Here is a 21337-nt window from a genome sequence, read left to right as displayed (position 1 = left end):
TTGGACGTGGCGAAGCACCCGGCTCCTGGGTGGAGACGGGCGACGTGTTTTGGTTATTCAGCAAGGCGACATGTTCAACGAACGCTATCGAGTGGTCGGATAGATCCGATCACGAAGCCTGAATATCGGCTGCTCAATGTATTTATAGGACAGGGCTGCGAGCAGCAGCGTTATTGCCGTGAAAGCTAAGAACTCACCGGGACCATGCAATTGAGGCTTCACGCCGAAACTTGGCTCCAGCCAATAGGGTGTCACGAAGAAAAAGAACGTGTAGTTCACGACCTGATGATAGACATAGGCACCATAGCTACGCTTGCCTATGAACACTAGAACCGGGGTTTCCATCACCTTCGCTGCGCTCGTCGCCCTGCCGACAGCCAAGAAAAATATTAGCGATGAGGCGATCATATAAACCGGCACGTCGGCAAGCACTCTGCCAACAAAACTCGTCCGAAACGCGAATAAACCTTCACTCATCTCCGTGAATGACAGCAGGCAGAGTGCCGCGATGCCAACCGTCAGAATTGCGGAGAAACATCGCGACACTGCGGGCGTGATCCGGCCTGTCGAAATGATGATGGCGACCGCTGCGCCAGCAGCCAGCGAATCCAAATTTCCGAATGTGACGAGCACATTCGCCTGCCCAAGATCGGCATACCAGGCAAAAGCGCGCCAGCCGATCGCAAGAGCAAGTGCTCCCAAGAGAGAAAGCCTCCAAGCATTCGGCCGGAGAAAGATGACGATTGGCGCCCAGAAAACATAGAACTGCTCTTCAACCGCAAGCGACCACCACGGGGCGGCTGGTCCATAAATTCCGATATCGCCTCGTAGCAACACATTTGAAAGATTCTGCACGAAGAAGACGTGATAAATCACATCCTCCCGCACAGCGCCATTCAGCCCTATACAGATGACAAATGCGAGAGCCAGATAATAGATGGGTTGAATGCGGAAGAATCGGCGGCCATAGAAGCCCTTGAGAAGCTGTATCCCCTCAACCTCACGCCTTCGGCCGGCTAGGTCGACAAGTATTCTCGTGATCAGAAAACCGCTGATGACGAAGAATACTACGAGCCCGCCTCGCCCCCATTCGGCGACATTGTTAAGATAGGGAAGCGGTGACCAATGAGCCATCAGCACCATAAGTAGCGATATTGCTCTAAGTCCATCTAAGCCGCGTATGCGACCGCGCGCCTGTATGTCTAACTCTCGATATGCAGGAGCATCCAACGTCCAATCCCTCCGTCTCGCGGCGGAATAGCGCAATCCTGCCGGGATTGAAAGCGCTCCTAAACGTTACCCGCGTCAGAGTTTATTGTATGCGGTGCATCACGATGGCCAGTTGACGACGTTTGTTGCCCATATGGCCGCCTCTGCATCGGCTGCCGCGTCGATCGCCCGCTTAGTGCCGAGGCGTGTGGCTTCGATCGCCGCCCCGATCGTCTGCCAGGCGGTAAAGCTTGGATTGATGACGTTGGCGACCACTGCGGTCGTTGCTCACAATCCGATTTAAGTGCGATACTTGACGACTTTCGCCGGTGAACCCACCGCGATCGCATAAGCGGGAATATCGGCCGTAACCACGGAATTTGCTCCGATCACGGCACCCGTCCCTATCGTGACGTTCATCAGTATTTTGGCACCGGCACCAATCCAGACATCATCACCAATTTCGACAAAGCCGATTTCGGCCTTCTGAAGCCTGATCGGCACGTCTCGCCTCATGCCGTGGCCGTGATCGATGATCTGGACATCGGAACCGATCAGCACATCATTGCCGATGGATATGCGGTTCTTGGCCGTGATAATGTTGCGCCGGCCGATTACGGTGTTGTTGCCAATGAAGACTTTGGGCTCTGGCATTGTAAGTTGAAAGAACGACTGATCTTGTATGGTGACGTTATCGCCGACCTCAAGGACGGCATGGCCGACCAGGCGGAACTCAGCGCTGCGCTTCACCACGAGATTTTCGCCGGCGGCGGTGAAGTAGCGGAAGCGCTTATAAGCAGTAACGAGCCGCTGGATTACGCCGCCTCGATTGCGATATGATGCCTTGTCGACCTTTGCCATTTCTGCTCCTGGCGTGATGGCAGCATGTCAAACACAGGTGTGGAGCTTATTCAAGAGCTCCTTCCGCAAGGGAAATGGAAGCCATCGGTCCAGATCCAGATGCTGCCGGTAGAGCCGCCCAATGCCATGCGAATTTGCCGACTTGTATTTGTCCATATCTCCTGCGATCCCACTGCGAACCCGCTTGCTACTTGGATAGTGCCGACGTTAGCGCCATCACTGCCGGCGCCGGCAACAAGCGCACCTTGTGCAGGGTCGGATAGCAGAGCTGCGTTAGTCGTTGCCGACGATGTGAACTCGAAACGCAACTTCGCTTTGACTTTCACCCCATTTGGCACTGTTAGCGCCAGAAGCGTCGAGGTCGTAGAGATAGCGGCACCGACAGCATCCTTGACCGGCGTCACGAAGGTATATTCGTCCCTCGGATACATGACAAAAGACCGAATGTTCGAATTTCCATCGGTCAGCACGACGCCGATGCATTTCACGATGGTATAGCCGGCGAGCAGCGTCGTGGTGATGCCGCCGATCGTTGGGGAAGTCGAAAAAACCACGTCGAAAGACAGGTCGGCGTCCTTGCGCAGGGCATAGGCAAAATAAGCGGCGTTCGCCGCAACGCCGCCGGCGTCGAGGCCGCCCGCGCCAGTTCCGGCCGCAAATGTTCCAGTCACCCTTTTGGTGAATGACGCTGCGCTGGAAACGAAGCTTGCCCCCGATCTGGCGGAACCGGCGGCGAAATCGATATGGGTGTTCGGGTTGCCGCCGCTGTTGGAAAGGATGAGCCCGGCGACGAAATCGCCTACCGCCGAGCTGTCAGCTTTACTCTGTATCCTGGCGAAGAGCTTGTTGGTGAAGAAAGCGGCACCGGAACATATGATGTTGACGCTATAGCCGTCCTTGACGACGAGCGTGGTCGCGCCGTCGATCGTCTCCACCCCGTTGGGATCGATCGTCACGTCCCCGCCGTCGGCGATGACGCAATAGTGCCAGTTTGCGCCGAGCGTCGACGCTGCGGTCAGGGTGAGCGTCGCGGCTGCGGTAAAGCGATGAACCGCGTTGCTGTCGGATGCAAGCGCTGTGTAGTCGCTCGACTTGGCCGCATAGACCAGAGCCTGATCGAACGAGATGTCGACGCCATTTTGCGTGAAGCCGAGAAGACCGCCGCCCTTCAGATAGAGGCCGGTCTGCGGGGTCGAGGCGAAGCCGAGGCCTGGGGCGGACACCGTTCCGCCTGCGGCCTTGAAGGGTGCGACCATCGGCGCCGAGCCATCGCGCGGCAGCGAGTTGGTGATCTCGTTGCCGAGGTCGGTGGTCAGCGCATTCCACGGCACCGGGTCGATAACCTGGCCGACCGAAGGTGTGGTGCCGGCGGGTTTAGAATAGACGCCGGTTGATGGGTTTCTGGGCATTCATCGTCTCCAAAGAAAAAAGCCTCGCGGGATTGCGAGGCCATTGTGGTGGTGTGGCGACGGCGGGTGCATGGGCGGCCGTATTTGAGTTGAGCACCTGGAAATCGACAGCGTCTATCTGCCGCCTCCAGATCGCGGATATGGCAATGCACCCCTCTCTTCTAAGGCGGTATTTCAATTTGTCCGTTGTTGAGATCGGGCAACGGGGGAAGGCCGGGCCCGAGAGAACCACCCGGCTTTCGGCTGTCCTGACCCTCAAAGCGCCCGCAGCGTTACATTTACCAGTTCAGCCAGATAATTTTTCAAGCCACCAGGCTCGATGAAGCGGTAATAGAGGTATGCAGATGCGACGGAGGCATTGTTCCATGGTCTTTGCGTGGGTGCAATTTCCAGTTCCGCTTGCGGACCGCTCAAATCAATATCTTTTGCGCTGGCCCAAGCATTGCAGAAATATGCGATGCGATGGGGAAATTTGGAATGGACGGGTCTCACGCCCGGCTGTGTGTCAATCCCGAAAAATGAGATGTGCCCGGGTGTAAAAGCCATTCTGGTCTGTCCGCCCCAAAGCATGCGGAATTTGGAGGTATAGTCAGCAAATCCGTATTCCGAGGCTTCCGGAGACATCGGAAGTTTGTCGGCTATCCAATAAACGGAAAAAGCAGACCATTCAGGATGATCAGCGAGATACTGAGACACAGCCAGGTCCTTCGCTGCCCGTGCTTGCCATGCCGCGTAGCTCTCCCACCACCGGCCGGTGAAGACGGTGAGAAGTGATACAAACAATACAATTGCAACGCTAGGACTTTGAAGGTTGGTCGACCTGAATTTGACAACTCGCCATATCCCGATGCCCACCACGGATATTGGCAACGGCATAAGCATGGCGTTTCTCATCAATACGCCGGGTGCAGGGCTCTTATTAACAAGGATATAAGGGAGCGTTCCACATAGCAGCAAAAAGAGCCCAAAGCCGATAATCTTGAAACCGTCGCCACGTCGTTCATCCAGTTCAGCGTTTCGAGCATCTCCCCTGTTCACGAGCACGAAGCACGCGACAAAAAGTATCGAACAGACCGCAGCTCCCAGGTAAAGATAAGAATTCCACTCATCAAGGCTCTTTGCCAAAGGAAAGATTATTCCATTAACAATGAATTGGTAGGAATTCTTTGCAATGCTTTCAGCATCCAAGGTGAAGCTATTGTAGTTACTGTATAACCCTGATCTTTGATAGGAAATTGCCTTATAAACCCAGTACACGAGAGGCAGAACGGTGAAATCCGCTCGGGCTAGGCAGAATGACCAAAATGTCGAGATCAATTCCCGCGCATGACGAACTCGGCGCCCTGTCCTTTTCAGCCACACCGCATAGACGAGAGCGAAACCAGCGGCGTAGAGCACCAGCAAGGAGTTGAGGGTGAATGCAATGAAATAAATGCAAATTGCCAGCACGCGGAGGAGATAGCGGCTCCTACCGCGCATCCATTCGATTGATAGAAACAAATATGTAGCCAACAGAAAAAGGGTATAGGCAGTAAAATATATCGAATATGTGAAAATAACCGTGATTGTGGGGATTGGCAGCAATTGCGTGAATATTGCGAGCACCAAAGACTCTCGCTCCGACAAAAATCCAGACTTTGAAGCGAGAAGATAGGAGAAGATCGCAATAAAGTAGACGCCGATTATGACAGCGGATTTTAAAAGAAAAACATTCCCAGCGAAGGCCATCGGCCAAACGTAATACGTAAAGACCGGAACCCCTGCTGAGGAAAACATGTCCGCGATGGCGATCCAATCATTGTAGATCAGCGTTGGAAATAAACCAGAATCCTCGGCAAAGATTCCTTCATTGAAGAAGGCCATCCAATGGGTGAAGAGAACAGCAATTGTCAGCAAAAGCAAACTACTCAGTTTCGGCTTGGCTTGAAGCTGATCACGCATCTCATTTCCCATGCTCTGGAATTTTCGGATATCGAGCCTTTGCGGAGCGATTTTCTAAATCAATCACTGTCGTAGGCAAGAGCAAAATCCCGCTCATCCATGTTTGGTATTTAGCTGCCCTGGTTCGCGCCTACCTGGCGAACCAACTGATACAGCTTGCTTAAGCTCCTCTTTCGCAGAACGGTACTCAGGCAACGAAAACCAATTCGCCGCCGCGCGATGGTTCGGCTCCGTTGGCCGCGCCGGAATAAACACGCCTGCGTGCGACCCGGAAATAGGAAACCTGTTGGTACCGTAAATTGAGTTGGCGCTGCAATAAAACTATTGGTAGCGGGCCGCCCGTTAGTGCTGTAGACGGTCAATTCATCCTGGACTCGCACTTGTCGCCAATTGAGACGCAGACTTTTTATGCTCAAACGTCCCGTCAAAACCGCTCTACCTAGTTCGGCAGTTGCAGCCGTAAATCACTGGCGGATTCGTGAGAGGTTGCATAAGACATGGAGCAAAGCAGCAGCGGCGGCTCCCGCGTATCAACGCCTGCAGATACTTATAGCCTCGGCAATAAGTATTGTCCTCCTGATATTCCTGCTAAGGGCGGTTGATTGGGAGGAAGCCATCCGCATTTTTCGTAGCGGAATATCCGTCACATCGCTCCTGTGGTTTCTGCTCGTTACCTTCGGTATCGCTGTAGGTTATGCGGTGCGATGGCGCCTGTTGCTGGATGGTAAGATCGGCTACGGAACGTCCCTCATGGCCTCCCTACTCGGTCTGGGCGCCAACATGTTCCTTCCTGCGAGAGGTGGAGACCTTTTGCGTGTACATTACAGCCGAGTTGTCGCGACAGTCCCCTACGCAGACGCTCTTGGTAGGCTTCTGATCGAAAAGATGGTTGACTTGGTGACGATCATTTCTGTCGGCATATTTTCTTTGGTTTTATTGAGCCATACATTGAATTCCGAATACCGAAATGTTCTTCTGGTCATCATGTTTGCTGCAATAGTTGGGATATTTCTATCGGCAGTGCTGGTAAGGTATTTCGGCGATCGGCTTGTTCCGATACTGCGGCCCGTCTTCAGTCTCCTGCGACTGCGGGATTTCTTTGACCGTCACGTTATTCACTTCATTCGAAATTGCGCACAAAGCTTATCTCTTTCCGTGACCATCTTTCCGGCCGTTCTCACGCTGGTTTTGTGGCTTTCTGTATACGCCCTTGCGTATATCTTCGTCGCTCGGTTTGTCGGCGTCGCGCTGAGTTATCAAGAATCGTTGTTCGTGTTGTTTGTCGGCGGGTTGGGCCTGATGATCCCAGCTGCGCCATCCGGGGTCGGTACCTTTCATGCATCCGTCGTTTCGGCATTCGTACTACTAGGGCGTTCGCCCTCGGAAGGGTTGCTCTTGGCGACAGCCGTTCATTTTCTTTTTTTTGTGGTGTACGTCGTGCCTGCAGCCCTCATTCTGGGACATTGGCGCTTGAACCGTTTGGCGCCGAGGTAACTGATGAGGGACTATTTCTATTCTCAATTGAGAAGGTACATTGGCCTCTTTGTCTTGGGCCAGAATTCCGTGGTCGAGATCGATCCGACGACGCCGCTGCTGATCGGAAGATTTCCTCAGGGCAAGGTAACTTTTCGCTCGAGAATGCAACCTGCAGAACCTGTGAATGAGTTTGACGAGCACAAGGTCGTCGAGATCGAAGACGTCACTGACATAAAACCTGATTACCTGGTCATCAGCGGCCTCATCCATTACGAACGAGACATACAGAGTATGTTCGCTCAGGCACGTGCATTGTGTTCGCCGGAGACACGCCTTGTTCTTACCTATTACAGTAGTATGTGGCGGCCGCTTGCGACTCTCGCATCGAAGCTCGGTCTGCGCCGGCGGGTTCCTGAATCAAACTGGCTTGCCCATGAAGACGTGCAGAATCTTCTGACGCTTGAAGACTTCGAATTGATACGGCTGGACCAGAAGATCCTGATCCCGTTCTATATCCCACTTATCAGCGGCTTCGTTAATCGCTGCCTTGCTCCTCTTCCGCTTCTTCGAACTCTTTGCCTTCTCAATATTGCGATTGCTAGGCCGATTGGCTACGCCGCTCCGAAGGCCGAACCTTCGGTGTCGATCGTCGTTCCAGCGCGAAATGAGGCCGGTAATATCGAGGATATCGTCAAGCGGCTCCCGGATATGGGGCCGGATGACGAACTCATTTTTATCGAAGGCAATTCTACGGACACGACTTGGAACGCGATCCAAGAGGTGCAGCAGCGTTATGGGAGTGAACGGTCCATCCTGATTGCCCAGCAGGACGGCAAGGGAAAAGGCGACGCCGTCAGGAAGGGTTTCTCCATCGCCACAAAGGATGTCCTGATGATTCTTGACGCGGACATGACCGTTCCGCCCGAGGATTTGCCCAAATTCTACAATGCGATCAAGGACGGGAAAGGCGAGTTCATTAACGGCACTCGCTTGGTCTATCCCATGGAAAAGGAAGCGATGCGCTTCTTCAACCTTCTGGGCAACAAGTTTTTCGCATTGGCTTTCTCCTTCGTTCTCGGCCAGAGATACAAAGATACGCTATGCGGAACTAAGGTAATCAGCCGCTCCAACTATCTGAAGCTTCAGGCGAACAGATCCTACTTCGGCGATTTCGATCCTTTCGGCGATTTCGACTTGATCTTCGGTGCAGCGCGGATGGGCCTTAAGATCGTCGAGGTTCCGATCGGTTATCGTGAACGAGTCTATGGTGAGACAAACATCTCGCGTTGGCGCCACGGTGCCATTCTGTTGGCCATGCTGGTTTTTGCCGCAAGACGGATAAAGTTTCTCTGACATGGAAATCGAAAGCGCTCTTTATGAGGCCGATCTTGCTCAAACGCTGGCAAATCGCGAGCGGCTGGGCGGAAATCCGAACCTGATGCACTGGTATGCTGAGCTCTACAAGGAGATGTTTCGGCAGGAACCGGATATCGCCACGAAGACCGTCCTGGAAATCGGAAGCGGAACATCGCCTCTCAAGCGCTTCCTGCCGAATGTCATCACTTCCGATGTTCTGAAGCTAGATTATCTGGATATTGTCTTCGATTGCCACGAGATCGGGATGCTGCCTGATATTGCGGACCATAGCGTCGATGTGATTACCATGACCAATGTTCTGCATCACCTGAAGGATCCCCTCATGTTCCTGCGCGGTGCGACGCGCAAGCTCGCAAAAGGCGGCAGGCTGTATGCGACGGAACCTTACCTGTCCTGGCTATCCTACCCGATGTATAAACTGCTGCATCATGAGCCGGTGGATCTCAACATCCGTCGTCCGGTTCTGGATACCGTGCAGGGGCCTCTTTCGACTTCAAATCAGGCTATGCCGCATATGATTTTCTTTCAGCGCCCGGATTGGCTGGCTGAGCTTGCGGATTGTTATAGCCTGGATAAGACAAGAATCAGTTATTTTAGCTCGCTTTCCTATATGGCAACCGGCGGAATATCGAAGAAATTTCCGGTGCCTGGTTGGGCTTATAAGCCGTATTTCGAGCTCGACAGGGCAATGGGCAGAACGCTGCCTAAGGTATTCGCCTCGTTCTTCACAGCCCGTCTCACTTCACGAGACCAGGTTTAAAGATGGTCCTGCTTCGCCTCGCCGATTGGCTCTACCGATATTGTTATCCCGTTTACTACCCGCTCTACTCCCTGTGGAAAGCGGTCTCGGAACGACGTGAGCGCGCACTCATGCGCAACATGATTTCACCGGGCATGATCGTCGCGGATATCGGTGCAAACATCGGAATATACACCCGCATGTTCTCCGCGCTGACGGGAGCAACCGGCCAGGTGCATGCCTTCGAGCCCGCACCGGCGAACTTCGAGAAGCTTGCAGCGACGGTAAACGGCTTGTCGAATGTATCGCTGCGGCACGCGGCGGTAGGAGCCGGCAGCGGCACCATAAAGCTGTATGTTTCGAACGAGCTGAACGTCGACCACCGAACATTCGATAGCGGCGACGGGCGAGCGAGCATCGACGTCCCATTGGTGAAACTCGACGATTATTTTTTGCCGGGGCAGCAGGTCGATTTTATCAAGATCGATGTTCAGGGCTACGAGCTGAGCGTTCTGAAGGGCGCGGAGCGGGTTCTGCGGGAAAATCGCGACATCAGGATATTCATGGAATTCTGGCCTTACGGCTTGTCGAAGGCGTTGGTGAAGCCGTCCGAGCTCACGCAATTCCTGGAGATGTTAAATTTCGAGTTTCACAATATAGCCGATCCACCAGGCACGGCATTCGATAATGGAAGCCTCGATCCGAGTAACGCGGGCCAATACTGCAACCTTATTGTTGCAAGAAGAGCAGCCGCTAAACATGATATCAGTTAAAGGCGGCGTGATGACGATGTTATCCACCAGCAACAAAATCCTGATTGCTCGTTACCTATCCAATGCGGTCTTGTTCGTCCGCGGTTGCCTTGGCTTGCCTGCAGCCGTCATAGCGAAGCGTCGCGGGATAAGCTGGTCGCTGGACTTGAGGGACGGTGTCGATTTCGCGATCTACCTCCTGAGCGGGTTCGAGGTGCGAACGCTCGATAGATATAGAGAGCTGATAGGGGACGGAGACATAGTCCTCGATATCGGCGCCAATGTCGGTTCTCACACCTTGCCTTTGGCTCAGTTGGTGGGCGAAAAGGGCAAGGTGATCTCCTTCGAGCCCACGGCTCACGCATTTTCGAAACAGAAGACAAATATCTCGCTCAACCCGACGCTCGCCCAACGAATTGACCCTCACCAGATGATGCTGATGGCAAGCGCGTCCGAAACAATGCCCGAAGCGGTCTATTCGAGCTGGCCGCTTGAAGTCGCAGACGATTTGCATAGCGAACATCACGGCCGTTTGATGTCGACGCAGGGCGCGCGGCTCGGTACCCTGGACGAAACCCTGCGGGATCTTGGGGTCGACAAAGTCGATTTCATAAAACTTGACGTTGACGGCAATGAGCTTGAGGTTTTGCTTGGGGCGACGGCTACCCTTGAAAGATCCAAGCCGCGCATAATGCTTGAATTAGCGCCGTATGTTTATGCCGAGAATCCCGGAGACTTCGATCGATTGTTGAAGCTTCTCTGGGACGGCGGCTACCAAATTGGAGACGTGGCATCCGGTAGAAAACTGCCGCAAGACGCCAGCAAGGTACGCGCCATGATAGCTGACGGCGGTGGTATGAACGTGATGGCTTTCGGTAAGAGTCAAAAGGATTCTGGGTAACATGTCTCAGCTACCGCTTGTTGCTATGCGTCCATCTCAAATGTGGTGTATTAATCCGGCGCCGGGCGCCGCAAGCAAGCGATACAGCCGACGGGGTGGAGAAGCGTCTTCGTCGCGCGATTTCATCGTAAGACTCAGCAGTTTCGATATCGGCCTTTGGGCTGGCGCTTGCAGATGCAGTTAAATCTTCAAAATCTGAGAATTGGTCACTGAATGGATGCGCAGTTCAATGAATGCATGAAGGTAGCAAGAAAGCTTGTTGACCCGAGTTTCCTTGAATCGTTGAAAAAGCCGCAACCGCGCGCGATCATCGTGGCGACCACGATGATCTGGCTTCAAATAGTTGTCTCCTGGTCGATCGCACTCCTCGGCCCTTGGTGGCTCCTATGGCTGCCATTCCTGATCAACTGCGCAGTAACGCAGGGCATGTTGCTCTGGGTTCACGAGGCATCGCATTTCCATCTCTACTCCGACCGCCGTAAAAACGATATTTGGTGCGACATGTTCTTTGCTGCGCCTGTCGGAATGTCGGTCGCCGCGTATCGATTCCGCCACATGAGCCACCATGCACATCTGGGTACAGAGAATGATGCAGATGGCTATCCCTATCGCGAACCGATCAAGGGGTTCCGGGCGCTTGCCTGGGTCATGGTGAAGGCGTTGAGCGGGGGTATGGGTGTGTGGCTGGCGGCAGACAAATATGGTGGTTCGGCCCGAAAGCAGGCAGCGGGGAACTCACTGTCGCCTTCCTGGTTGGCGCCGATGGTGACTATCGTCTTCAACGGCTTGCTGTTTGCGCTCTGCATTGTGACAGGCCGCTGGTATCTCTACATTCTGCTATGGGGTTACCCTATCGCGGCGGTAGCAATCGCCCTGAATATCGTGCGCACCATTGCGGAGCATCAGCCTGAGGACTATCCACTTTATAAGGATGGACGGGAGCAGGCCATGATGCCGCTGGCTCGGACGACGGCGCCCAATTGGTTTGAAAAATGGTTGATGTACCAAGCAAATTTCAACTATCACATCGAACATCACCTATTCCCCGCCATTCCGCAGCACAATCTTGCAAAACTTCATAGGCACCTCTTCGAAAGGGGGTTCTATGAGCATTTTCCGGGGTGCCTGCAGCGCAGCGGTTTTGCAAAATTCATCCGGCTCTCGAGAAATCGTAAGAACGATGATTTCTCGGATTCGGTTCAAGATGCGTTGGCTCTCTAAGGTTTTGCAGGGGAAATTGAATTCTCAAATGACAAACCAGATAAGATCAACGTCCACGACATGCTCCGGTTGTGGCAGTGAGAGCTCCACCGTTATCGCTACCGGGCAGGACTATATATATCACGGCAGTGCGGACACCTTCAGATATGTCCGTTGCGATAGTTGCGGTCATTTCTATCTCAATCCGAGACCCGACATCAGTGAGCTGTCTTTGATGTATCCGGCCAACTACGGCACCTTCTCAAATAGATTTCAGGGCCGCGCAAATCTTCTTGGCCGAATAAAGACCATCGTCAATCGAAAGCGCCTGAAGGGTGTCGTCGCGCATCTTCCTTCGAGGGGAAGGGTGCTCGATGTGGGATGCGGCAACGGCGAGCTTTTGATCGCACTTCGTCAAGCGCGTCCCGATCTTGAGCTCTTCGGTCTGGATTGGCATTTCCCGGCTGAAACGCGCAGCACTTTGGAAAGCCAGGGAATAGGTCTAATCGAAGCGCCGCTTGAGGCTGCGGAACTGCCGGCACAACCCTTTGATTTCATCATCATGCTCCAGCTTATAGAGCATCTTTGGGAGCCGGAGGAGAGCTTGCGACGCCTCGTCCGTGACTTGGCGAACGATGGCCGGCTGTTGATCGAAACGCCTAATACTGACGGCTGGGACAGACGGCTCTTCGCGAGCGGTGCGTGGGGCGGGTATTATTTCCCGCGCCACTTGAACCTTTATAACTTCGAGCGACTGGCTGAACTCCTGCACAGAGTGGGGTTGGCCGTTGAATCTCAACGCAATCTTCCCGCTCCATTGATCTGGATTTACTCGCTCCAAGGAGCTGTGCAGGCCCGTTTCGGCTGGAAGAGTTCCTTGACGAAGATTTTCGGCGTCAAAAATATACCTTTGATTGCTGCCTTTGCTTTTCTTGATATCGCCGCCATCGCGATGAGGTTTAAAACGTCAAACCAACAGGCAATATCGAGGAAGATTTAGCCGGCGATATGTGCCTCGTTTTGCGAGGAGGCAAATCCGGTTCAGAATTCTCCGCGTTTCCATTGGTCTCCTTTTACCGGGTCGCACCAAGGCCTGTTTATCCGGCGCGGCCATCGGCGCCGAGCCGCGCGCGGCAGCGAGACGGTGTCGTTCCGGCGGGCTTGGAATAGACGCCGGTGGATGGGTTTCTCGGCATTCACCTTCTCCGAAAAGAAAAAGGCCGCGCGAATTGCGAGGCCTCGAATCGTATAGTATCGGTTGCGGCATGCAGAGTGATCACAAGCCGAACCAACCGTCACACAGAGCGATCAAGATCGTCGCGATGCTCATCGCCGTCGTGACGTTTGCCTCATGATCCCCGCTCAGGACAGGCCCCACCAGGTGGGTGGTTGGTCAGTTTCCGATCGAGTTGACCATGTTTCTCGCCGGCGCTTTGACGGCAGGGCCGGCCTGTTTTTTTATATGGAAGCAGGCGCGGGCTAATTGCGAGGGACTTTATTTCAACGGCACCACCTGCCTGCCCGGCGCCACCCTCGGCCTGATGATCACGCTGGCAACATTGCTGCTGGTCGCCATCCGGATCCAGATCGTCCTTGATAACCGCTGACATCATGCACCCCTCACCCGCAAGCTTCCAGGAAGGATTTTTAATGAGGAAATTCATATCCATGACACTAGGGGCGATGATGGCCATTGGCGGAGCATCAGCGGCCGCTTACATGTTCCTGTACGCCGGCCAACCCGTCAAATTGATCATCTGGGCCATACCGATAAGCGTGATGGCACTAGGGGTTGCCATTTTGTGGGAAGATCTGCGGGGATAGCTCACCAGCCACGACCGCTATTTTTGCTGCTGCCGAGCAAGCAACAGCGCGCGTACGAGTGCAGCCGCTTTCTCGGCGGCCGGTACCGCAAGCTGTTCGCGGAGATGGTTCATCGTCCCCCGCGGGTCTCGAAATCCCGGCCTCGGGGTCGATGACCTGGCCGACAGAGGGTGTCGTTCCGGTGGGTTTGGAATAGACGCCGGTGGATGGGTTTCTCGGCATTCACCTTCTCCAGAGGAAAAAGCCGGCGGATTGCGAGGCCCCGAATCGTGTAATTTCGCTTGCCGCATGCGCGAGCGATCACGAGCAGAACCAACCGTCACACGGAGCGATCAAGATCGTGGCGATGCTCACCACGATGTGACGCTTGCCTCATGATCCCCGCTCAGGACAGGCCCCGCCAGGTGGGCGGTTGATCAATTTCCGATCTTCGAGGGTGGCGGAGATTATTTATGCTCCTCGCCTGGCAAGAGCGGATAGGCAGCTCTCCCCCCACCACCCTGGACGAGCGCGTTGATCAGCGCCATGCGTTGCTGGTCGATGATGTTTTCGGGTCCCAGGCGGCTAAGCGCCTCCATTAGCGCATCACGCTGGTCCCCGCGAAGCACACTCAACGGAGCGACTTCATCGGCAACGCGAGCTGCGTGGGCGCCTGCATTCCCCTCAATGAGGGATCGCGCGAGACGGCGAGCCGCGGTCAGGCCGAGGTCGGTCCAGCTCTTATCCGTTGGAATTTCTGGAGCCTTGGATACCTCGCCGAGATATTTCTCAAACCCAGCCTGCCTTGCCGTGTCAGCTGCGCTGGTTACACCATTTGCCGTGTCGGCAAAAAGGGCTTCGCGATCGATGGTATTGAGTGACGCATCGGCTTTTTCTGGCCCGAACATCATGCCCAGTTTTTCGCGATTCCAGTCGCCTTTGCCGCGAACGATCTTGCGTAGCGCGTTCATATCACTGGCTTCGGTTCCAACCGCACGATAGATGTCGCCAAGCGTTCCCTGCCGCATGCGCGCCGACTCCGCAGAAGGACCTATCAGCGTACCCTGCGGTTCGGCACCCGCCACCAGTTTCTCCTGAAGCTCTGTGGGGTGCATGGCGCGCGGCCCATCGGCGAGAACGGATTGCCCCTGGGCCAGCCCCGCCCTCTGGCGGCCCAACTCGTCAACTTGCGCATCGATGGCCTTCATCTCAGGGACAGCTCGAGCAAGAGCGTCGTCGATCGTCCCACGGGCATTTTTGAGCACGCTGATGACTTTTGAATTTTTCTCACTCGCCAAGATACCGTCGATTGCGTCGCGTGTCGCGAACGCTATCGCTGGATCGGAGGCGACGGTGTCTTTCCCAAAGTCATTGAGCATGTTCCTGACGCGAACAAGCTTACCCTGGGCATCATCGCGCAGGTACGGGATCGAGTTATCCAGATCATTCGCGATCGATGTGAAATCGTAAGGCGGCTGCCCGCGAGCCGCCGCAGGGCGAAGGTTTTCCACCTGTTCCCGAGCCGCGTCCAATTCGCTGTCGATAGCAGACGGGACAGGATCTGGCCCAAGGTTTGTCTCGAAGTCCGACCTGAGACGGGCACCTGCCATAGAGCCACGCTCATTCAGAGGATCCACGACCTTGCTCCGCGTGGGTTCCCGGGTTGCACCGCTCTTGGCGGCGCCGCGCCATTCTGGCGAGACGTCTGCTGGCATCGCCTCAGATCCGAGCTTGTCGAAACGGTCACGACTCGCCGCAAGCTTATCCGCATCAGAAACGTTCTTCGCGAGCCAATTGCGAGCATCCGTGGTCAGGTCTGCTAGCATATCCCGCGCCGGCTTTGAGGCCACCTCGTCTCCAAGGAGCGCGCGCGTGAGAGCCTTTACGCCCTGGGCACTTGCTTTGACACCGGCTCCGATGACTTCCCCTGCTAAGGGACCAGCTAGTCCAAGCAGTCCCCCTTCAATTGCACCCCGGCGAGTTTTTTCGGGATCGCCGCCACTCCTCACGTGAGCGTCCGCGGCACCAATACCGCTGCCGGTCAAGCCCGAGACCAGCGAGCGCGCCAACATGCCGCCCCCGGCAGCGCCGAATGCTTCGGGTGCAGCCACGACGGCCGGAATAGTTCCACCAACCGCACCGACTATCTCCCCTGCTGTGTTGACATTAGGATGCGCAATCTTGGCCTCTTGATCACGGGCGTTCACAACCCGGAGCTGATCCTCATAACTCCCTCCATGTAGGAGGGGACGGAGATGAGCGGCTGCCTTTTTCACTCCCCCGAGAAGATATGGGCCGGCAATAGGTATGCCATCGACGACGCCAGCCAGGCCGGTTAAGGCTTGGCCGTAGAGCCCCCCAGTTTCGAGAGCCGCCAACCCCTCCTCATACGTTAGATGACGCCCGGAAGGTAGTTGCGGCGGCTGATCTTGGGGTTCCCTGTGCTGCACCCGGGCTCGCGCGCGGGCAATGGCTTGCATCTGCTCAGGTGTCAATTCTGTCATAGTTTACGCTCCGCTGGCGTCATCGCGCCCATACATCAACCGGGACCCCTGCCGGGGCTAGGAAATTCTTGGGAGGCCGACATTTCCTGGTAGCTTCGTTTTCGGGATCGACGAGCCAGTTGCGCCAGGTGCCGTCTCTTTAGATACACCGAACAGTGATGGCAGGAGGCCGGCAGCCTTCGCCGGCGGAGTTGAAGGCGCGCCCATCGGCGCGGCGGGAGTTGCGGCAGCCCCCGCCCGCTGCTCCTCATTCTGATGCCTGATCTCCAGCCCACCCATCAGCGCTTGCGCAAGCCGCGCCGCGCCCTGCCACGGCGATTGCACCGGGCTCGTATCCATGCCCTGCTGCAACATCGCGTAGGCCAGCCGCTTGCGCTGGTCGCTGAGGTCACCCTGTGTCTTGCCGGTATCGCCACCGAAGATGAAGTCCATCAGCTCACCGCCCTTTCGTAATCGACGCGGTCGAAACCGTCTGCGTGTTCGAACACCGCGTCCGGATGGAGCTCGCGCACATCGTCGGACATCAGGCCGATCTGCGTCGGGCCGCCGTCCTTGTAGCGGAAGGCGTAGACCGGCAGGCCGTTATCCAGCGTGCCGACGCGCTTGATGTCTTCCTTCAGCCGCCGGTCGGATTTCGCCCAGCCGCCGAGCAGCGAGCCGCCAAGGCCAAACAGGCCACCCATGGCGGCGTTCGACTGGGCGAGCTGTTGATTGTAGAGACCCATCTTCTGATCGAAATTCTCATTGATGAGGCCTGCCTGGTCGACGGTCGGCAGTTGCGTCGTCGGCGTGTTGACATAGCTCGGCTGGTGGACCTGCGAGCCCGACATCAGCGCCGAAATCTCGTTCAGCGGCTGGTTTCGCTCGGTCAGGATCGAATTCTGGGCATTCGAATACATGTCGCCAAGATACTGGTCGGATGCGGCCTGTTTGCGCGTCGAGAAATCGCGCAGCGCATTGTCATAGGCGGCCGAACCCATCGAGATGCCCTTGTCGGCCAGGCTCTGGTCGAGGCTCGCCTGGTCGCGGTCCCACTGGTTGTTGAAGCCGGACTGCCAGTGATCGTTGACATATTTGTCGACATTGCCGGCGCTGAGATCGACATTGGTGCCGAGCACACCGGAGATCTTGCCGGTCTGGTCGTTGGCGAGCCTGGCAAGGCCGAGTTGCGTCTGCTGCGTCTGGTCGTAGATCGCCTGGTTCTCGGGCGAATAGGTCTGATAGGCCGAATAGGTCGGCAGCCGATAGGTCTTGCCGTTCTGGTCGGTCATCGTCTGGTAGCCGCTGACCTTGTATTCCAGCGCGCCATCCGGCGTGTACTGGTTGGTGTGGCTGAGCCCCGCATTGGCGATGGCGGTGTCGACGTTGGTGGCCGTCTGCGCCGCTGCGGTCTGTGTCGGATCAGGCGCCTTTGGGGCCTTCGGCGTGGAGACCATAGGGAAAATCCTCTTTCATGATTGCGTAAAGCAGCGCGTCGCAGTCGCCGAAATAGGCGTGCTGGCGGCCTTCCAGACGGGCGCCCAGTCTTGCCAGAACCTGCTGGGATTCGGCATTGTCGGCGCGGGTTCTTGCGGTTGCGCGGCGGCAGCCGAGCTGATGCACGACATAGCGAAAGACCGATCGCATCAGCGTCAGCGTCAGCCGGTCGGCGGCCAGCGAAACCTCGACATCATGCTCGGTCCAGACGTTGAAGACGAAGCCGGCGATGATCCGGCCGCGGTCGATATGGGCAAGCGTGGTGTAAGGCGGATGAAAGTTCACGCCGATCCTGTTGCCGACCCAGGTCGCGATCTCCTCGCGCGGTTCGGAGACGATCAAATCGGCGCGCCCTTTTCGTAAAGCACCGAGCCGCCGACGACGGCCGCTTCCGAGACGGAGCCGGATGAGCCCGAGATCAGCGCGCGAATCGTCGGCGCCAGGGCCGAACCGGCGCCGCCGGCGGAGGCGAATTTGCGGACAAGCGAAATCCCGGGGAATTTCGCGACACCCCAGACCGCCGTTCCCCACTTCGCCGCCGCATTGTTCTCGATCGAGGAGAGAAGGACTGTCGGAATCTTGGTCTGGTAGTCCACCGAGATCCCGGCATACATCAGCGTCGACACCCCGATCTGCGCCGTCACCCCGATCAGCTTCGAGAGCTTGGTCGAGAGGCCGTCGCCATAGCGGCTCCAGGCGCCGACCATCAGCGCGTCGATCGCCACGCCGTTGTCGTTGGCGCCGACCTCGGCCTCATAAACCGTGCCGTCGCCCGCCCCGAAAAACAGCCGGTCCTGCCATGTCGCCCAGCAGGAGGCCGGCATGCCGACGAAGCGGCACCAGGCCCCGGTTTCGGTGTTCATCACATATTGATAGGGGCCGAAGGAGGACGGCAGATTGACGATCGCCATCTGCCTGGCCGGGAAGCTCGAAAGCTGCCACTCCTCAGAGGTCGTGCCGGTCGCCGCAACGGTCTCGCGCCAGGTCGGGCCGATCTTGGCGGTGATCGCGCCGAGGCTGGTGGCGCCGCGATCGAGCTGCACGGCCTTGGTGATCGGCACGATGCCGTCGGTGGTCATGATCGCCAGATCGGCGCCGACCGACAGCAGGCATCGATCGGTGCCGAGCGGCCGGCCAAGCTTGAAGGTGCCGATCAGGCCCCAATTGGCAGCACTCGAAGGATCGGACCCTTGAAAGACGATCACTTCGCCTTCCGAGGAGATCAGCACCAGGCACTGCTGCAGGCCCGTCGAAACCGGGATGGTCCAGACGTTGATCGCAATCAGCGTGCCGCCATATTTCATGTTGCCGCCGACCGGCAGCACCGTCGCCGTGCCGCTGACGGCGTCGGTGGCGAGATACCAGACATTGGTCGAATTCTTCTCGATGAACCAGAGCCGCGAGCGATAGGCGGTGACGGCGATCAACAGCGAGGCGTCGGGAATGCCCGTGATCATCGTCGAAGGGACGTAAGGGGTTGCGACCGCGCCCTTTTCAAGCTGCGCATTGGTGACCGAACCCGAGACAGTGACGACAAGCGTTCCGGCCGCCGGCGTGAAGGTGAGCGAAACCCGGTTGGCGACGCCTGTCCCGCTCAGCGAGCCGGTGAAGGCGCCGGACAGGGTGACGGAGCCGGTGCCGAAGAAACTCAGCGTATAGGCCGTGTTCCGGACGGCGACGTTCTGGGTGAGGAGCGTTGCGGTACCCACCAGAAAATTATTCGTCCAGGCGGTGCCGTTGAAGAGCAGCGGCGTGTCGAGGCCGTTGACGAGGCGCAAAAACTCCTGGCCGGCCGGGTTGGTATATTGCTGCACCGACCAGTGGGCGCTTGCCATGCCGGAGACGACGGGCGCACCGACGGCACCGCCCGCCGTCACGTCGAAAATCTTGTCGCGGGCCGCGGCAAACAGCCTGTTGCCGACACCGGAATAGGGAATGACCGTCTGCACGCCGGCGCCAAGCCCGGTGGCAAAGGCGAGGAAGCCATAACGGGCGCGCACCCGGTTGGCTTCGGGAAAGAAATTGTCGAGCTGGAACGCCGCATCTTCAGGCATGTCCGCCATCTCGACATCGGTTCGCCAGCCGCCGATCGGCGCGATCCAGTCTTTGCCTGGCGAAACGCGGCCGGTACGCCCGTTTTGAGGGACAGGTCTGCGGGTCATGGGTTGGACACCGTGATTGTGCCGGGCCAATAATTCTCGGGCGCCTGCCCCCTGCCCGGCAGCGAGAGGTCGACGGCGCTTGCGGCGCGATCGGCGCCGATCGCGGCTTCCTTGGATCGCTCGAAACTGGCGATCTCCTCGCCATAGTCGAGGCCCTTGGCCCGCTTCCAGCGCCAGATCAGCGAGAGTTCGAGAAGGTCTTCCGGGAAACGGGCGCTATCGGTGTCACCAGCCCAATTGGCGGCATAGGTCGCCTCGCCATTCACCGCCACCCAGAAGCCGGAAATATATGCATAAGCCATCGTCTCGCCTGCGGCGTTCGGATAGATGTCGAGCTTGCCGCCGGCCATGCGCCAGATCTCAGGCACCGGGTTCGAATTGATGATCCTGTTGCGTTGCCAGGTCTGCGGCTCCACCGGGCCATTCAGTTGCCAAAGGCGCGAAGCGTTCCAGATCTTCGAATTGGCAGCAAAACGGTCCCAGTCGGCGGGCGGCTCGGCCGGTTCCGGGTTGGCGCCGGTCGTTGCGAATTGGCGCTGCACCATCAGCGTCGACCAGTCATGCTCGCGCATCAGGTCGCGGCCGGCACGGGTGGAGAGGATGCGCAGCTGCATGATCTGCGGATCCGCCGAAGACATGACGGCCGTCGGCGGATCGAGATCAATTTCCGCGCAGACATTCTGAATGATGGTCAGGAGCGACATGCGCGGATCTCCGGTTCAGAGCAGTTGCTATGGGCGTGGCGAGGTAGGTGAATTTGCATGAGGGTTGTGCCGCGTAGCCCCCTCATCCGCCCTACGGGCACCTTCTCCCCGCTGGGGAGAAGAGGGAATCGAGACGCTGCGGCATAACCCCTTCTCCCCAGCGGGGAGAAGGTGGCCCGAAGGGTCGGATGAGGGGGCCGCTTGCTTTGAGGCTTCATCAGGCCGCTTGCCGGCTGCGGCCCTTACCGCCATCGCCTTCTCTTTCGAGCGCCTCGAAGCGCAAGGCCATCTCCTTCATCTGCTCCTGCAGCCGCCTCACCTCGTCCTTCAGCCGCTCGTTTTCGGCGGCAAAGGCCGAGGCGGCACTCGAGTTTTCGGCGGTGGCGAGATAGGCCTTGGCGGCGGCGACGAGTTCGTTGGCGCCCATGCCGATCTTCTGCTTGCTGGTATCGGAGAGGGCTGAGAGCTGTTCGACGGTATAGATATTGACTGCCTCCAGCTCCTTGATCTGGCTCGGCTTCAGATAGGGCCATTGCGAAAGCGGCGTGCCGGTCAGCTGCTCGCGGGCGGCAGCCCCCTCCTTGAAACGCTTATAGGCATCGGCAAAGCGCTGTTTGTCGTTGTCCGTCACCTCGCGATAGACTTCGGTGTGTTTGTCGCCGGAGATGAAGATTCGGACGAATTCCTTGTCGGCAAAGATCGGCCGGCCTTCCTTTTCCGTCAGAAAGGTCTGTTCGACCGGTTCGAGGCTGAAGGAGGCATATATTCCGGTGCTGCTGTCGGGCATGGTGCGTGTCTCGCTGTTGATGGCGGGGAAATGAAA

General features: G+C 56.9%; 20 protein-coding genes. 8 read left to right on the top strand and 12 right to left on the bottom strand.

What is annotated here, in order from left to right; genetic code table 11:
• Positions 1-84 precede the first annotated feature (84 nt).
• The 5 genes from N2A41_RS04825 to N2A41_RS04805 all read right to left on the bottom strand — a co-directional run bounded on the left by N2A41_RS04825 (position 85) and on the right by N2A41_RS04805 (position 5420).
• Positions 85-1143: an acyltransferase family protein gene (locus N2A41_RS04825; protein WP_260110409.1), complete on the bottom strand. Its 1059-nt coding sequence runs from the start codon at positions 1141-1143 to the stop codon at positions 85-87.
• Between the two features lie 186 nt (positions 1144-1329).
• Positions 1330-1485, bottom strand: a complete 156-nt coding sequence (locus N2A41_RS04820) for a hypothetical protein (RefSeq protein WP_260110408.1) — start codon at positions 1483-1485, stop codon at positions 1330-1332.
• 24 nt (positions 1486-1509) lie between these two features.
• Positions 1510-2070: an acyltransferase gene (locus N2A41_RS04815; RefSeq protein ID WP_260110407.1), complete on the bottom strand. Its 561-nt coding sequence runs from the start codon at positions 2068-2070 to the stop codon at positions 1510-1512.
• A 50-nt stretch (positions 2071-2120) separates the two neighbouring features.
• Positions 2121-3479, bottom strand: a complete 1359-nt coding sequence (locus N2A41_RS04810; RefSeq protein ID WP_260110406.1) for a hypothetical protein — start codon at positions 3477-3479, stop codon at positions 2121-2123.
• 255 nt (positions 3480-3734) lie between these two features.
• Positions 3735-5420, bottom strand: coding sequence for a hypothetical protein (locus N2A41_RS04805; RefSeq protein WP_260110405.1), 1686 nt, complete (start codon positions 5418-5420; stop codon positions 3735-3737).
• Between the two features lie 408 nt (positions 5421-5828).
• Between N2A41_RS04805 and N2A41_RS04800 the strand changes: the two genes are divergently transcribed.
• The 8 genes from N2A41_RS04800 (at position 5829) to N2A41_RS04765 (ending at position 13472) form a co-directional block, all read left to right on the top strand.
• Positions 5829-6914 (top strand): lysylphosphatidylglycerol synthase transmembrane domain-containing protein, encoded by a 1086-nt coding sequence (locus N2A41_RS04800; protein ID WP_260110404.1) that lies wholly within the window; start codon positions 5829-5831, stop codon positions 6912-6914.
• Between the two features lie 3 nt (positions 6915-6917).
• Positions 6918-8249, top strand: a complete 1332-nt coding sequence (locus N2A41_RS04795) for a glycosyltransferase family 2 protein (protein ID WP_260110403.1) — start codon at positions 6918-6920, stop codon at positions 8247-8249.
• Between the two features lies 1 nt (position 8250).
• Positions 8251-9033 (top strand): class I SAM-dependent methyltransferase, encoded by a 783-nt coding sequence (locus N2A41_RS04790; protein WP_260110402.1) that lies wholly within the window; start codon positions 8251-8253, stop codon positions 9031-9033.
• A 2-nt stretch (positions 9034-9035) separates the two neighbouring features.
• Positions 9036-9785, top strand: coding sequence for an FkbM family methyltransferase (locus N2A41_RS04785; RefSeq protein ID WP_260110401.1), 750 nt, complete (start codon positions 9036-9038; stop codon positions 9783-9785).
• On the top strand, positions 9700-10665 hold the full coding sequence (locus tag N2A41_RS04780; protein WP_260110400.1) for an FkbM family methyltransferase: 966 nt from the start codon (positions 9700-9702) through the stop codon (positions 10663-10665). Before N2A41_RS04785 ends, N2A41_RS04780 begins: the two co-directional genes overlap by 86 nt.
• A 213-nt stretch (positions 10666-10878) precedes the next feature.
• A complete protein-coding gene (locus N2A41_RS04775; protein ID WP_260110399.1) occupies positions 10879-11886 on the top strand; it encodes a fatty acid desaturase family protein in 1008 nt (335 codons plus the stop codon).
• Between the two features lie 214 nt (positions 11887-12100).
• On the top strand, positions 12101-12865 hold the full coding sequence (locus tag N2A41_RS04770; RefSeq protein WP_260110398.1) for a class I SAM-dependent methyltransferase: 765 nt from the start codon (positions 12101-12103) through the stop codon (positions 12863-12865).
• 415 nt (positions 12866-13280) lie between these two features.
• Positions 13281-13472: a hypothetical protein gene (locus tag N2A41_RS04765; protein WP_260110397.1), complete on the top strand. Its 192-nt coding sequence runs from the start codon at positions 13281-13283 to the stop codon at positions 13470-13472.
• A gap of 663 nt (positions 13473-14135) precedes the next feature.
• Here the strand turns inward: N2A41_RS04765 and N2A41_RS04760 are convergent.
• The 7 genes from N2A41_RS04760 to N2A41_RS04730 all read right to left on the bottom strand — a co-directional run bounded on the left by N2A41_RS04760 (position 14136) and on the right by N2A41_RS04730 (position 21301).
• Positions 14136-15494, bottom strand: coding sequence for a hypothetical protein (locus N2A41_RS04760; protein ID WP_260110396.1), 1359 nt, complete (start codon positions 15492-15494; stop codon positions 14136-14138).
• Between the two features lie 735 nt (positions 15495-16229).
• Positions 16230-16604 carry a hypothetical protein gene (locus tag N2A41_RS04755; RefSeq protein WP_260110395.1) on the bottom strand — a complete coding sequence of 125 codons (375 nt, stop codon included), beginning with the start codon at positions 16602-16604 and terminating at the stop codon, positions 16230-16232.
• The gene (locus tag N2A41_RS04750; RefSeq protein WP_260110394.1) at positions 16604-17608 is read right to left on the bottom strand and encodes a tail fiber domain-containing protein; all 1005 of its coding nucleotides are present in this window, start codon (positions 17606-17608) and stop codon (positions 16604-16606) included. The genes N2A41_RS04755 and N2A41_RS04750 overlap by 1 nt, the downstream gene beginning before the upstream one ends.
• Entirely contained in the window at positions 17574-17990 is a 417-nt protein-coding gene (locus N2A41_RS04745; RefSeq protein ID WP_260110393.1) for a GNAT family N-acetyltransferase, read from the bottom strand. Before N2A41_RS04745 ends, N2A41_RS04750 begins: the two co-directional genes overlap by 35 nt.
• Complete coding sequence (locus N2A41_RS04740) at positions 17987-19810, bottom strand: hypothetical protein (RefSeq protein ID WP_260110392.1); 1824 nt, start codon at positions 19808-19810, stop codon at positions 17987-17989. Before N2A41_RS04740 ends, N2A41_RS04745 begins: the two co-directional genes overlap by 4 nt.
• Positions 19807-20514, bottom strand: coding sequence for a phage adaptor protein (locus tag N2A41_RS04735; RefSeq protein WP_260110391.1), 708 nt, complete (start codon positions 20512-20514; stop codon positions 19807-19809). Before N2A41_RS04735 ends, N2A41_RS04740 begins: the two co-directional genes overlap by 4 nt.
• Before the next feature lie 217 nt (positions 20515-20731).
• Positions 20732-21301: a hypothetical protein gene (locus tag N2A41_RS04730; RefSeq protein ID WP_260111110.1), complete on the bottom strand. Its 570-nt coding sequence runs from the start codon at positions 21299-21301 to the stop codon at positions 20732-20734.
• Between the last annotated feature and the right edge of the window lie 36 nt (positions 21302-21337).

This window comes from Rhizobium sp. SRDI969 (assembly GCF_025152725.1).
Taxonomy (GTDB): Bacteria; Pseudomonadota; Alphaproteobacteria; order Rhizobiales; family Rhizobiaceae; genus Rhizobium; species Rhizobium leguminosarum_I.
This window is presented reverse-complemented; position numbering and strand designations above follow the sequence as displayed.